This is a genomic window from Dyadobacter psychrotolerans, from assembly GCF_004349265.1.
In the GTDB taxonomy this organism is placed as follows: domain Bacteria; phylum Bacteroidota; class Bacteroidia; order Cytophagales; family Spirosomataceae; genus Dyadobacter; species Dyadobacter psychrotolerans.
The window spans coordinates 31378-46640 of the sequence record NZ_SMFL01000004.1 but is presented as its reverse complement, the minus strand read 5'-3'; the positions used below and the strand labels follow the sequence as shown (position 1 = coordinate 46640).

Below are 15263 nucleotides of genomic sequence, written 5' to 3'. Positions count from 1 at the left end.
CGGATGATTTCAGTTATAAAACAAGAACGAAATAAAAACCGGGCACGTGCACAAAATTAAAATAAAAAATCCTCTGACCAAATCATCGTTATCTAATTCACTAAAAAAAGGTTGAAAAAGAATACCAAATCAGTATTTGACAATAAATAAACTTACTAAAAAGCGGATTTGCAGCCGACAGAGGCATTTTTTGATAAGCATGTAATGTTTAAAAGTTTATTTCAATTTTTTACTGAAATTCTATAAACAATTGTTTTTTGAAAGCCTTCCGATGGAGGAGCTACAAGCAATTCGACTGGAAAGGCTTTTAAAGCCGGATACGGTGCCCAATAATGCTGCGCATCTTTGCCCGTTATCAGGGTAGCTGCCGCCGGGTTAGTTGAAAAAACAAAGTTCTTCGCAGTGCCGTTTATTAAAACAGTTGAATCATTATTGCGGATCATCTCAGCGCCCGCTTCCAGAATAAAAGGCTCAGTGATCGTGATCACAGGAAAAGCATCATGATAAGTGAGGGTGATTTTTTTTTCGAGAAAATCATCGGCAAATGTATAGTCAATGCTGTAGGCCACACCGCCATTAATCCAGTTTCTGTTTTTAAGCTCACCTTTTGCCTCTAGGCTAAAGCTACCCGCTAAGGCCTGCTTCGTTTTCAGCCGGGCATCGAACTCAAACAGATTGGTAAAATAGCCGGATGAATCCGCATAAGAGATCCGGGGCGTTAAACTTTTCACGCCGGGCGCCTCAGGAAAACTCATTGGCTCGGGCCGCGAGTACTCTGTCACACTCGAAGCCTGAAGAGCCCCATAACCTTCGGCCCATAAATAGGAAACCACCCCGCCGCTGGGCCGGAACATATATTTGCTTTTAGCGCCGGCCATCTGGTCTTTGTAGCCGTAAGCTGTTACAGTAGCCATGAAATTTTTTGTTCTGATCTGCACTACATCCAGATTCTCAAAATACCTCAGCCAGCCCGTGTGCTCAGAAGGTATTTTAACATTAGGACGGCTGGCCTTTTCTTCCAGCTGATAGGCCAGGGCCAGATTTTTAGCCTTTGTGAAGGTGGGATAGATACACGGCAGGCTCTCAAAAACCTTTGCATGATGCGGCCCGTAACCAATAAGCCCGCCGAACAGAATATTTTTTCTTAAATACAGCAGATTTTTGTAGGAAGCAGCCGCATACCTTTCATCATCGCCGGCATACAGCGACAGCAGCGCCTGGCAGCCATCAGATGTAGCTCCTCCATACATTGTCCATTTATTCGAGCGTATTCCCCAGGAATTATCCATCGATCCATCCGGGTAGATGAAATACAGATGTTCTTTAAGTGATTGACGCACACGGTTGTCTACGAGCGTATCGCCGCTAATCCTGGCATAAAGTCCAAGGCCCCACAGAGACATTTCCATTTCGTATCCCAGGTCAATGCCAAGTTTGGAGCCTAAGCCCCTGCCACCCTCTCCATTGATAAAACCCTTGTCATCCATTTTGGAAATGGTCCGGTGAGCAAGTTCACGGGCTTTTTTGCTGTAACGTTCAACACCTGTCAGCGCATAAGCCTTCGCCAGCGTGGCGGTGGTGGTGGCTACATAGTTGATACTTGCAAATTCGGGCTTCATCACATTATACAGATAATCGGCTGCCTTCCCGGATGCATTCATCCAAAGGTTTTTTTCCTTGGTGCCGAGTTTATCGGAAATCACCTCATATGCCAGCAGTAACATCAAAAGCTGGTCTGTTGTCGTGCCGGTCCACTCTTCGGGTGTTTCCTTCCAGCTGCCGTCAGCCTGCTGCTGGCGAATCAACCAGAAAGCTGCATTTTTTGCTGCTTTTAAATATCGCTTTTGCCCGCTGATCCTGTAGGCAACCGCAAAAGGATAAACCGATTCGGCCGCCCTGGTGTGCAGAACATTACAGTTTTTACAGGCCAGTGCGCCGCAGTCGGTATGTGTAGGCTGATCGATCTGAAGGTCATACAACGTATTGGTTAGCTCCAAAAGCGTTGAAGCATATTCCTTTTTAATCTGAATAGGCTGGCAAACCGCTTCGACAGATAAAAAAAATAAAATCAATATCGCAAAAACACCGGCATGCTTCATAATATAAAGCGGGTTGGAAAAGAATTAGAGACACAGGGCACGTGCACGAAATTAAGAAAAAATAATAGATGCTCGCTTAGTTTCTGTAATAGCGATAGTTGGCGCTGGTGATGATATCGATCGGGATCAGATAATCTTCCTTTACAAGCGTGCCAAAAACCAAAAACTGAAACAAGGTCATCACACTGCGGTAACCCTGTTCCTGCGGCTTTTCACAAAGCAGAAAATCGATAACTCCTCTTTTTAAAAACTCAATGTTTTGAGCCAGATAATCATAGCCAATCAAAATAATATCACTTCTTCCGATCGATTCGAGCCATTGGGCAACTAGCGAAACACGTGAATTGGTAACGTAGATCACACCAATGTGACTTTCAAGTTCCAACAGCTCGTTAAGCCTGGCAGCGACAGCATGATGACGCGTGTCAGTTGTATTAAGTGCCACCAGAAGCCTTTCAGAGAGCTTTTCCTTAAAATAGGCAAGAAACCCTTCTTCCTTAACAAGGATGGCCGCATTGTTTTCAATTTCCCTGGCAATATTGACAATCATCACTTTTTGCTGGTCCTTGAGACAATAATGTACCAGCTGCGCAGAAAGATACCCGCTATCAAAAAGCTCCGGGCCGATGTAACAAAGTCTGTGCTGGCCGGCAATGTCTGAATTCATCAGCACGCAGGGAATCTTTTTTGTTTTGCAATACTCGAGAAGCCGGATCGAGTCAGGCTCAAAAGTGGGCGTTATCAGCACCCCATCCGGATTATTTTCCATGATCTGCTGGACCTGAAGGGCAAATACCGACTGCACATTCTGATCAAAAAAATAGTAATCCACCTGCAGACCGTATTGTTTTATCTCCGCCTCGGCTTTATTAATTCCTTCCAGCGGCGCTTTCCAGTATTCAGTTTCTTCCGAAATATCAGGTAGCAAAACTGCAAGCCGGATGATACCCCTTGATGTCAGCGCCAGCCGTTGGGCCAGCACATTAGGCTGGTAGTCAAGCTCCTTTATTATGGCATTGATGCGGTTCTTGGTTTTGACTGATACACCGGGTCTGTTGTGGATCACCCGGTCAACAGTTGCTCTGGAAACCTTTGCCCTTCTTGCAATCTCCTTCACCCCTGAAAGCAGGCTATCTTGTTTTTCTTCCACTATGATTTTGCCTAAAATGATTGTCAAATATAAACAATCGGCGCAAACGCTGATTAGAAATTGACATACGAGTAAATGAAATCCGGCTCAGAGATGCTGAATTGATGTCTGCCGGGCCCGCATACACAGTATTTCTCTGTATTCAGAGATCAGACATAGCACAAACATTTATCATAATCCTGATTTCCCATCACCGACCGTCGTTTGGCCCAAAAGGCCCCTTTTTTGACGCAGATTGCCCGCATAATATCTGGTAACATCTCCTAATTTTGACTAATATTCTTACATCCAAACGAGAACCAACAAAATGAGAACCGTAACATTTGCAATGAATATCAGTTTAGACGGGTATTGCGACCACACAGTCTTTAATCCCGGTGAAAGTATTCATGACTATTTCACACAGACGATGGATGATGTGGATCTGCTTTTTTTCGGCCGTGTCATGTATGAGCTGATGTTTCCGTATTGGTCCGATGTTGCAGCAAATCAATCCGGCACCGCAGACGAAATTAGATTTGCAGAAAAGCTTACTTCAATTGATAAAGTTGTTGTTTCAAAATCGTTGCAGAGCGCCGGGAATAATACACGGATCATCCGCGGGAACCCTTCCGGGGAACTTCTGAAATTGAAACAGCAACCCGGAAAGAAAATTTCAGTAGATAGCGTCAGCCTGCTTCCGGAATTAATGGCAGCCGGACTGATCGATGAATTTCATTTGGTGGTACACCCGGTAATTGTGGGCAGAGGAAGACGTTTACTCGATCAGGGCAGTCTTGACGAAAATCTTAATTTAAAACTGGTTGATACACTCGTTTTTAAGTCCGGGGCTGTTGCGCTTCATTATTTAAAGCAATAAAGGAAAAACCAATCCAAAGCCCGAAAGAAATGGCAGATCAGATTATCAACAAAGACAGAGGGCTTTAAAAACAGACCCCATTTCTATGGCTTTCGCTGCTACTTTCTGATTTGATTTAGCCCGCCAGGCTTTTTGACCAGTGCATCCATGTCCGGCCTGAAGTTCTTGCGGCGGTCTGCTCTCGTAGCTTTTTTACCTGTTCAGGCTTATGATAACGCCATTGATATAGCTATCGCTCATATTTTAGGGAAGCTGCGCATGCAAAGATCATAGCGTACATAACTAAGCGCCCAAGCAATCCATCCATCGCTGTTGGCACCCATCGGCGGCATCTGATCACTAGAGGTTTGCTGATCTACCGGACCACGCAGACCATGCAACATGGATTTTAATCACTACATCTTTTTTCTCTATGAGTTTGAATTTACCGATCAGCGCCGGAGCGGTTTTCTCTGGCAACCCCTGGCCTTCCGGCCCGTGGCAGCCTGCGCAAAGCGATTGAAATATATCCGTTCCGTCCGGTATGGGTTTGCGTGCGGCTGGCGGCAGACCAGCTAGCTGATGCCATATTTTCTGGTTTCCCTCATTTTTGATTAAACTCTTTTGAATACCGCTTAGCAGCGGATCTGCCAGGATCTGTTCTGCTATTTTTTTGAAAATATCCGCTGATTGTGTTGAGCCGGAAACGCGCAGTGATAAAAGAAGCTGTGACAATACATCCCTGCTGATGTAGTTGGCCATCGACTGTATGGCTGTCAAAAAAGACGGATCTTGTTTGGCCAGATAGGGCTCGGTCATACGCATAGACGCTTTACGGATCTGAACATAGGGATCTTTGATCTCTGTGAGTAAAACAGATTTTGAAATTGAACCAAGTCCATTCAGAGTCCCGAGCGCATGAAGCCTGCCCAACGCAGATACCTGTCTATTTTGGTGTGTTGCCATTTTTTCTAAAAAGCTTGCGAGGGATTTATCTGAGCGAACGAGCAGCTCCTTTTGCGCATTGTCTCTCCGCCAGCCGTCGGGATGATCCAGGTAACTGACCGGTTTGCCTGATGGCTCATCAAGCATTTTGGGTTTAGGCCCAGGCTTGATTCCCTCAGAAACCAAACAGTAGATCCGGCCGTTTTTAACATTTCCTTCAAGGCCTTTACTGATGATCTGTACATAAAGAAAGGTGCCGGGCTGCGCCAAGGTCGCCTCCTGGATAATGCACATAGACTAGTTGGTCAAATTCTTCCGATAAAAACATTATGCTAATAATAATGCAGCCAACGGCGACATGATGCCGCTCCCGGTTCTGCTTCGCAAGGCCAACAGCGCAAGGTCTGAATCATTGCTTTCTTTACGTCTGGCATACCATCGAGAAAAAAATCCGTCCTAATAATTGTTGGTAACTAATCGAACAGAATTATATTCTTTTTGATCAGCTTCCTCACGCAATTTCTTCACTCGGAACACAAATTGCCCATTTGGGAACACGAACTGGGTACTTGGGAACACCCCGAACGGCAGATATTGAAAAAATCCGTTCTTTTGAAGCACCTATGAGCTCAACGAAAAATATCTCTGTAAAAGCTACGATGCCTACCGGCTTTAAAACCATAAATGCTGTTTTCGACTATCAGATAGCCGCAGATGCAAGCGACATTCAGTGCACAGAAAGCCAAAAAGCTCACGGCCTACCATAACTAGTTTTCGCGCTAAACCATTAAAAAATAAACCTTTCATTTTTGTCTCCTTTAAGTATGCTTACCGCTGTGCCCGTTGCGAAAACACTTGTTTTGATTATCTTATCAGCACTTTTTACAGTCTTCTGCGACGGCAAGGATGAGGATACTTCTATAAATGGATTTTTTATCAATCTTAAGGCTGACGGAAATCAGTTTGTAATTAAGGATACGCAAGCCGCCGATTTGGCATACTGCACTTTATACAACCGCAACCCCATTTCTAATGCTGGAAAAACGCACTGTAAACTCGCTTTAAGCGGGCTTGGTCATCAGGGTGGTCCTTACCCCATTCTGAATATGACCATCGAAAAATAACGAATTACCCACCCGATCTGTCTTTAAGTTCATGGCCTCTAACAATAAGGTTTTACTTGTCGAGGATGTATATATTCTCTTTGAACAAGTCCAGACGTTTCTGACCCGGAAGGGACTTGAAGTACTTGAAATTGAACAAGGTGAAATAGTAAACAGCTATGAGAAAGGCGTAATACTGTTCAATCAGCACAAGCCGTCGCTTGCAGTTTTGGACATCGAAATTAATGGTGAAAACGATGGAATTGACCTTGGAACCTACATCAGAGGGATTTCTGATATTCCCATTATATTTCTATCTAAGTACTACGGAGATGCCTATCTGCAGCGAATAAAGGTGATCCAGGGTGCCAACTTTGTTTTAAAGGCTAAAAAACCTTTTGACATGAGGCAACTTTGGATTCAAATAGAAATTGCAAATTCTCAGCAGAAGCATTATGTCGATCAAAAAAATGACCTTGATAGCCGTTCCGAACAACAAAAAGCAATTGATTTAAAAAATGAGGTTATTGTTTTAAAAGTTATAGAATTGAATAGCGGCATGACTCTTCCTGATGATGAAGCTGCACCTTCTCATGTGGAGCGTACATTCCATTTTGACCAAATCACTTTTATCCAGAGCGCCAACAAGACCAATAGCGATGGAAACAACAACGTTGAAATAAATCTAAAAGATAAGCGGGTCTTTCGTAACCGACAGACAATTAAAGGCATAGGTCAACTGTTACCCGAATTTATGGTCAAATGCAATCAAAGCGTTATTGTAAACGCAAATTACATTGACTGCACCCTGAAGGCTTCCAATCTGGTAAGACTTACTGTCAACAAGCAATTTACCGTTGCAGTAAATTGCCGCGAAAATGTATTAAAACAATGGCAGCTGGCAATTGCAAGAAAAAAATAATATCCCGGAAATAAGCTGATTATCCCGCATTTCTAATAATAATTATTTCGGCAGCCATCTTTGTTACACCGGTTTCAAACAGAGACGTATCCATTGAAGGTAAAGAAGAACTTTTTCAGTATTGCACTATTATACATAACCATTATCAGGCAATTGAATGACATTTTAGAATTTACACCAGACAAACAAATCCAAGAGACAGCATTTCTTTCTGACAGAGCATCATAATACAACTACCTACAACGCATTAACCCGAAATGAAAAGGTTTAACTGGTTTCTCACTATGATTTTGTTGCTGCCATTATTAGTGTCGGCACAGCTTAGCAGAACAGCTGCCGGTAAGCTCAGAAATAAAGCAGAAAGTCTTATTTTGCTTGCCGATCAAACAGGCAGGTCCAGACCAGAAAAAGGAATTGAGCTCCTTTTACAAGCAAAATTATTAGGTAAAAATCTTCATGACACGCGAATTTTAGCTAAATGCAGCATTCTTTACTCGGAACTGATTTATCGTCTTTACGATTTGGAAAAGTCGACGAACAGTTTTCTGGAAGCTTTTGAAACGGCCCAGCGCTCAGGTGACTCACTTTTGATGTTTTCAGCTTCGGGTAATATGCTTCTGGCCACCTTGTCTAAACCCAATCCATATCAAAAGGCCCAGCAAGAGATAATCGAACATTTTCTTCATGGAGGCCGCAATGATTCAATACGGGGATGGGCGCGCTATCAAAAGGGACTGATTGTGCACAACAATTTAAATGAACGGGCTAATGCAGCTAAATACTTTCAAAACAGTATTCAAATTGCTAACAAGTTAAAAGACGCAAAACTATTGGCGATGTCCAAATCGGCACTATACAACAATTCCGTTCGACTGGCCAAAAGAGACTCATCTGACCAGCTCATTTTTGAAGCCATGGATTACTTCAGAAAACACGGCTACATCAAAGAGCTTGCACTGGCCGAAAATTACCTTGCTGATCGCTACCGCTTTAACGCAAACTTTGCCAAGGCCTACGAGCATTACAATAAGGCGCTGGCTTTGTCGGAAAAGATTCACGACAAGATTACCCAAGGGGTAACCTATACAGGTCTGCTCCAGAACAGCCTTGCCGAGAGCAACTACTCGGCGATGCTGCCATACATTGAAAAAACAGAAGTGATTTATAAAGAAATTAATTATTCTTTTGGTTGGGCGTTGATGCAGAACTTTCGTGGAAAGTACTATGCCGGACTTGGAAATCACCGTATAGCATCCCGCTATTATGCACTTGTTGACAGTCTTAACCGGACGATAAAATCAGACCTGCTGGCTTTGATCAATTTTGGCGCTAAGATGACCCGGTCCATACAAACAGGCGAGACGATAAAAGCCGATTCGTTGTTGATCAGGTCGCTGAAAATGGTAAACGAGATGGTGCCCAAATCACTTCAACAGGAAGCAGACAGAAAAAATACGCAGCTACAAACCTTAATGGGCGTTTCAAAAGAAGTCCGGCAGGTAAACTCAAAAATTTTTCTTGACAGTACTTTCCGGAAAAACTTTTCAAAAAAAAATCTGATCACTGATCTTAAAACCGTTCGGTTTGCAGCTGACTCTTTAAATACATCAACCGGGCTACCCAAAAGTCTGGATTCGATAATTGCGATAACAAACAGCAATAAATTAGCAGAGCTTGAAACAAGATATGGCGTCAAACAAAAATCAGACAGCCTTAGAATAGAAACCCAGGCGCATCAGATAACTGAAACCAAACTGGAACAGCGAAATAAAATTATAGGGCTTTCCATCATTTTCACAGCCATTTTGTTAAGCTTTATGTATATGCTTGCCCGCAGCCGGCATCATTTACAGACCAGTAACGAAAATCTCATACTCAGCCAACAGCAGTTGTCTGCCAGCTATGAACAAATTCAGAAAGATCAGATCATCATCGAAAGACTTTATGGTGAGATTAATCATCGTGTCGATAACAATTTCGGAGTTGTGAGAAGGTTTGCGGAAGTTGCAGCAGAAAAAATGTCGGATCCGGATCCAATGGATCAGCTCCGGTGCAGGGTTTACACTTTTGAACTGCTACACGAGCAACTCTATAAAAACGATAATAAACCGGGAAGAGTGGGAATGCAATACCATTTGAGAAGCCTTTGCGATTTGATAAATCAGGCCTACAGCGTTTCCGAAAATGTTCAAATCCTGATTGATGCCGATGTGGACCTGGAAATACATTCGGCGCTTAGAACCGGAATTATTGTCAATGAATTGGTCACAAACAGTTTTAAGTATGCTTTTAACGGAGCCCCTAAGAAACAGGCATTCATTTCAATTACCTTGACAAAACAGGAAAACAGCGAATGCCTTCTTACCGTAAAAGATAATGGTCCCGGGTTCGACATTTCGGTGAAACACAGTAGCTACGGTTTCAAACTTATTAAAGGAACTGCATCCGAATTTGATGCAAAATGTAAATACACTAATGAAGAAGGAGCACGTTTTGATATGAAATTTACGGATATACCAAAGCCGGTAAAAAAAATTGATCTGGTTGAAAATTTGTCTTGATAAATTATATCTTTCACGGATTATAAATTTTAAAAAACACATTATTAAATTTCAACTATGAAATATGTTATTCTTTTTTAATTCTTCCAAAACAACCAGAGCTATCAGATAAAATTACGTATCAACCGATAAATTTTCACTAAGACAGCTAGCTATAAAACCTACAATTATGTATATTGAATGATTATTTATTTCTCAAAATATTGTTCCTTTAGGAGATAAATATAAACCCCTGTAACCTCTAAATAAACCATACGTTATGATTCTCGGAATAAACATTACCCCATCAGAAGGAGAGCAATCCGTCAAGTCCTATCAGTGTACTGAATTTGTTTCACGTTTTTTTGGCATTAATTCGAAGGGATACCTGGAAGTTACCAATAAGCGTTTATTATTTCAGGCCCTTGGTCAAAATATTCGTGGCTGGAGTGTTATCCACAAAGAGGTTTCAATTTCAGAAGTATCCGATATTAAAATCTACAAGGGCAGCACTTTTAATTTGTTGCTGTTTATAGCAGGTATTTTACTCGATTTATTTGTTTCAACCGTAGTATACCGCGGAGTTGGGTCATTTACCTCCGATGGATTCGGAATGTTTTTTGCCATAGGAGCTTTCGCTTACGGCGCGTATCTTGTATACATTTGGTGTAAAAAACAGGCATTTTCCTTAATCATAAATACTAAGGGCGGCACAGGAAATGTAGTTTATCTGGCAGGAATATCTCCTTTTAATACCGGCAATTCAGCAGCTTCCCGAGCGCTTATTTATACAAAACCGGGCGCAGATACCGAAATAATGCTTCGGGAAATTGGCGCCGTTATTTTGGATGTCCAGAATCTGGGTGATTATGCAATAGAAAAATGGAAGCCATCCGTCGTTTAATTTTTCTTTGCAACAATCTTTTGTTATAAATCCTATTTCCCAAATACAACTTTCTGATGTATTCGATAACATCCTGCGATATCCGGGATTAGGTGAAAACGTCACAAACAATCGTAAAATTAACAGCTTACATTTTTTAATTGCGGTATTACGTATTGTTATTTAATACAGATTACCGCTAAAATCAACAGTAATTTTTTGCACTACTTTGCAAATGATTACTGGTAATTTTTGGCTTCACTTTTATATAATTACAAGTTAACGTTATGGCTCGGTATAATGTAAATAACATTATTGACAACCGGTATCTGCTCACCGAAAATCTGTCTTATGATGCACTTTCGGGAAGACAGGTTTGGGCGGCAAAAGATAATCATACCGGAAAAAGGTTAATCGGCCGCTTTGAGCCCAACGGGCGCGTAGAGTGGTATGATGATAACCGTCCGGTAAGCAAAGCTCCTGCTCCAAAACCTACACAAACTTTCTCAGGGCCACCGAAATTAGATCAACTGGCAAAGAAATCCAATCGTTTCAGATCGCTATATCCGATATTCTTTCTGCTTGGCGTATTAGTGATTGCGCTTGGTTATTATAGAAAAGATCAGTGGCTGGATCGTTTTAAAGAAACAACAGACAAATGGGGTGATCAATCGCCAGCACAGGATTCTCACCAGCCGACGGAAGAGTTTGCAGATACCACAGCCGTGTACACACAGCCTTTCGCAACTGAACAAGAGACGGAATCCCTTCCTGGAGAGGACAGTGAACAACCAGAACCGATCAGCGAAGAGACCTATGAATCCCAGCCGCAGCCAACGGGTTATCCCATGAATTGGTCAAATGCGGCTGTGCAACTCAAGTTTGCTGACGAGCTCAGTGTCAGGGATCGTCAGACGCTTTTTGCCAATGCAGCGGATGCATTTGCAAAGCTTAGACAAAGTGGTTCGAATCGAAAAATAATCGATTCGCTCTACATAGTTTATAAGGCGAGAGGGGCCAAATATTTCCTTGTATTTCAGAATGATGCAAGTTCCGGTTCCAGGCAAAACGCCGTCGCCTGGTATCAGCTTGCGTATAGTTTAAACCCATCCCGGGAATTAAAAGAACATATGAGATCGCTGGAAAACCCAACGCCCGTAAACTCCTCAAAGAGAGCCAAAACTGTTCAGAAGAAGAAACAGCACGGCCCTACCTTTCTACCAGATCCCGAAATTAAATAACAGATTATGAAATATTTTATACAACTGTCTTTGTTGATTTTAGCAATACTATTCTTCTGGGGCTGCAGTCCGAAACCAAAACCTATGGACAATCTGATGGCAGCACTGGAAGCAGCTAAGGAATCCCAGGAACGGTCTTTAAAAACACTGGCTGCGCTTTCATCGCAGGCAGACAAAGCGGCAAGCGAAGGAAGCATAGCCGAATCGGCTAATACGGAAATTCAGGAATTTGTTAAATCAGAAAATGAAAAGATCCAACAGCAAAAACAAGCTTTGCAGGAAGCAGAAAAAGAAGCAGATGATTTCAAAGCAAAACGGAGTAAAAAAAGTCAAAAACAAGTTGTCGATCAACTAAGCCTTGCAGTTGCAAACGCTACAAATGATGTCAGGATTCTAGATAAAAAAACGGAGGTTGTCGTAGACTTTCTAGGAAATGTGACATTTAGTAAATCTGAGATCGGTGCTTTGTTTAGCCCTGGTGAATATAATCTGATACCCGAGCAAATCAAGGAAGGCGAGAAACTGTTTAAACCTATTGTAGAAAAGCTTTACACGTTTGCAGGTAAGTATAAAGGTTCTTTCAAAAACCTGAAAGGCGAAATCATTGTAACCGGCTATTCGGACGCCACGTCCATTGACAAAGGTTCGAAGTTATACAAGGATCTGGCCCGTAGAATTCAGAGTGAGGATGGCGTTTCTTCTGAACCCGGCAGTGCCCGTCTTAATCAAAAACTTTCAGAATTAAGGGCCACGGCTGTTAAGCAGCTTCTTGCTAAAATTATCACGAAACGTAACGAGAATACGGCAGACCAGCTTGAAATTACTATCAAAGTGCTTGGCAGAGGAGAACAAATCCCCAGAGGTCTTCCCGCAAATGTTTCCAAAAGTGACCACAGACGTCGGGTGGTGACTTTTTACTGGGTAGTGCTGCCAAATTTGTGATTGGTTGGAGAGATAAAAAACTACGACCGATAATTTGAACCTCTAAAAAAATTTCAGATGAACCCCTTGGTGTTAGACCTGGGAAATGGACAGAAAATGTTCAACACCTTAGATAATTTTCTGATATGTCTAAAATAAAAGATTTTCTAGCAGGTGCGTATACCGGAACTTCTGCGGGCCTTGCCGTAATTATCGCTGTTTCTGCACCTGTGTCATCCAATAATCAGGTACTCAAAGCACACAGTTTAATAAATGAATCTCAGCGTCAGGAAGGAGCAAGCAAGGTTCAAGCTTACTGTGATTCAAAAAGTCCTGAGTCCAATGCTCATTCTTCTCAGATCCTAACAGACCGGGCTAAGACAGACGAATTATTTGAAAAATTAAAGTCTTTGGATGAAACAAAAAAAGACAAAGACCAATCCTTTGAGCAAGTAGAAGCCATGTCTGAAGCAAAAAGACGAAAAGAGGAACTGCAAGACGAGGCTGACTCTGATCTTCAGACGAAAGCATATGAACGAAAACAAACACAAGAATTTGATAAGCCGGCCAACAATGAAAAAAGCTCATCGCCGGAAGCAAATGAAAGCAAGAAGGCTTCGTCCCCTGAAAATTCAGAAAACGGAAGTGATGAGAAAAATTCAGAAAATTCTTCAAAAATTCAGTCACAAATAGAGAAGGTTGGGGAAAATTCACAGCAGGATTCTAAAAACGACGCTCCGCAGGCAGAAGGAAAAGCCGAGAACCACTCTCAGCAGTCTAACGACCAGAACCATTCAAAGCAAAAATCTGTAAACGAAAGCGAGCAGGCAAAAGGAAAATCCGAGAACCRCTCTCAGCAGTCTAACGACCAGGACCATTCAAAGCAAAAATCTGTAAACGAAAGCGAGCAGGCAAAAGGAAAATCCGRGAACCACTCTCAGCAATCTAACGACCAGGACAATTCAAAACAAAAACCTGTAAACGAAAGCGAGCAGGCAAAAGGAAAATCCGAGAACCACTCTCAACAGTCTAACGACCAGGACAATTCAAAACAAAAACCTGCAAACGAAAGCGAGCAGGCAAAAGGAAAATCCGAGAACMACTCTCAGCAGTCTMACGACCAGGACAATTCAAAACAAAAACCTGTAAACGAAAGCGAGCAGGYAAAAGGAAAATCCGAGAACAACTCTCAGCAGTCTAACGACCAGGACAATTCAAAACAAAAACCTGTAAACGAAAGCGAGCAGGTAAAAGGAAAATCCGAGAACCACTCTCAGCAATCTAAYGACCAGGACAATTCAAAACAAAAACCTGTAAACGAAAGCGAGCAGGCAAAAGGAAAATCCGAGAACCACTCTCAGCAGTCTCACGACCAGGACAATTCAAAACAAAAACCTGTAAACGAAAGCGAGCAGGCAAAAGGAAAATCCGAGAATCAGGCAGCGCCGACCAGGGAGGACAATTCTAAGCAAAATTCTAAAAACGAATCTGAGCAAGCTGTAAATCAAACTCAAAAAGGAAAGGATCAGAGCAGTTCACAGAATAACTCCGCAAATAGCGAACAACAGTCGTCGGCAGGACAATCAAAAATTCAGTCACAGCAAGCCAAAGATCAAGGCGGTTCCCAAAACAATGCCGGCAATTCAGATCAGCAGTCCGGGAATTCGTCCAGGCAGGGAAAGGATCAGAGCAGTTCACAGAATAACTCCGCCAACAGCGAACAACAGTCGTCGGCAGGACAATCAAAAATTCAGTCACAGCAAGCCAAAGATCAAGGCGGCTCCCAAAACAATGCCGGCAATTCAGATCAGCAGTCCGGGAATTCGTCCAGGCAGGGAAAGGATCAGAGCAGTTCACAGAATAACTCCGCCAACAGCGAACAACAGTCGTCGGCAGGACAATCAAAAATTCAGTCACAGCAAGCCAGAGATCAGAGCAGTTCTCAAAGTAATACCGGAAATTCAGATCAGCAGTCCGGTAATACATCCAGGCAGGGAAAGGATCAGAGCAGTTCACAGAATAACTCCGCCAACAGCGAGCAACAATCGTCGGCAGGACAATCAAAAATTCAGTCACAGCAAGCCAGAGATCAGAGCGGTTCTCAAAGTAATGCCGGCAATTCAGATCAGCAGTCCGGTAATACATCCAGGCAGGGAAAAGATCAGAGCAGTTCACAGAATAACTCCGCCAACAGCGAGCAACAATCGTCGGCAGGACAATCAAAAATTCAGTCACAGCAAGCCAGAGATCAGAGCGGTTCTCAAAGTAATGCCGGCAATTCAGATCAGCAGTCCGGTAATACATCCAGGCAGGGAAAGGATCAGAGTACTTCCGGTAGTAGCGGTCAGCAGCCTTCAGGTGAATCAAGAATTCAGTCACAGCAGGCAAAAGATCAGGGAAGTTCTCAAAATACCGGCGCAAGTCAACCACAGACAGGTACCGGCCAAGGTAGTTCTGGCTCATCAAGCAGTCAGGGTGGTTCTGGCTCATCCGGCGGGCAAACTAGTTCTGGTTCCTCAGGAGGACACGCAGGTTCCGGTTCATCCTCAGGTAGTTCACAATCTTCGGGCTCAGGCAGCTCGTCATCAGGAAATTCTAATTCACAAGGATCAAACAGATAA

Annotated in this window: 11 protein-coding genes; 8 read left to right on the top strand and 3 right to left on the bottom strand. The window is 42.8% G+C overall.

Annotated features, from left to right (window positions below; all coding sequences use genetic code 11):
* Nucleotides 1-221 precede the first annotated feature (221 nt).
* Nucleotides 222-2099 (bottom strand): ulvan lysase-like protein, encoded by a 1878-nt coding sequence (locus E0F88_RS11845; RefSeq protein WP_131958475.1) that lies wholly within the window; start codon nt 2097-2099, stop codon nt 222-224.
* A gap of 76 nt (nt 2100-2175) precedes the next feature.
* Entirely contained in the window at nt 2176-3249 is a 1074-nt protein-coding gene (locus E0F88_RS11840) for a LacI family DNA-binding transcriptional regulator (RefSeq protein WP_131958474.1), read from the bottom strand.
* Nucleotides 3250-3556: 307 nt separating this feature from the next.
* Between E0F88_RS11840 and E0F88_RS11835 the strand changes: the two genes are divergently transcribed.
* Nucleotides 3557-4108 carry a dihydrofolate reductase family protein gene (locus E0F88_RS11835; protein ID WP_131958473.1) on the top strand — a complete coding sequence of 184 codons (552 nt, stop codon included), beginning with the start codon at nt 3557-3559 and terminating at the stop codon, nt 4106-4108.
* Between the two features lie 339 nt (nt 4109-4447).
* Here the strand turns inward: E0F88_RS11835 and E0F88_RS11830 are convergent, their stop codons facing one another.
* Nucleotides 4448-5326 carry a c-type cytochrome gene (locus tag E0F88_RS11830; protein WP_131958472.1) on the bottom strand — a complete coding sequence of 293 codons (879 nt, stop codon included), beginning with the start codon at nt 5324-5326 and terminating at the stop codon, nt 4448-4450.
* A 515-nt stretch (nt 5327-5841) separates the two neighbouring features.
* Between E0F88_RS11830 and E0F88_RS11825 the strand changes: the two genes are divergently transcribed.
* From E0F88_RS11825 to E0F88_RS11795, 7 genes are all read left to right on the top strand, one after another.
* Nucleotides 5842-6156 (top strand): hypothetical protein, encoded by a 315-nt coding sequence (locus tag E0F88_RS11825; RefSeq protein ID WP_131958471.1) that lies wholly within the window; start codon nt 5842-5844, stop codon nt 6154-6156.
* Between the two features lie 31 nt (nt 6157-6187).
* Nucleotides 6188-7057: a response regulator gene (locus E0F88_RS11820; RefSeq protein WP_131958470.1), complete on the top strand. Its 870-nt coding sequence runs from the start codon at nt 6188-6190 to the stop codon at nt 7055-7057.
* Nucleotides 7058-7314: 257 nt separating this feature from the next.
* On the top strand, nt 7315-9618 hold the full coding sequence (locus E0F88_RS34990) for a sensor histidine kinase (protein ID WP_131958469.1): 2304 nt from the start codon (nt 7315-7317) through the stop codon (nt 9616-9618).
* Nucleotides 9619-9877: 259 nt separating this feature from the next.
* Nucleotides 9878-10501 carry a hypothetical protein gene (locus tag E0F88_RS11810; RefSeq protein ID WP_131958468.1) on the top strand — a complete coding sequence of 208 codons (624 nt, stop codon included), beginning with the start codon at nt 9878-9880 and terminating at the stop codon, nt 10499-10501.
* 266 nt (nt 10502-10767) lie between these two features.
* Complete coding sequence (locus E0F88_RS11805; RefSeq protein ID WP_131958467.1) at nt 10768-11721, top strand: hypothetical protein; 954 nt, start codon at nt 10768-10770, stop codon at nt 11719-11721.
* Nucleotides 11722-11727: 6 nt separating this feature from the next.
* Nucleotides 11728-12663, top strand: coding sequence for an OmpA family protein (locus E0F88_RS11800; protein ID WP_131958466.1), 936 nt, complete (start codon nt 11728-11730; stop codon nt 12661-12663).
* A gap of 125 nt (nt 12664-12788) precedes the next feature.
* Nucleotides 12789-15263 (top strand): hypothetical protein, encoded by a 2475-nt coding sequence (locus tag E0F88_RS11795; RefSeq protein WP_131958465.1) that lies wholly within the window; start codon nt 12789-12791, stop codon nt 15261-15263.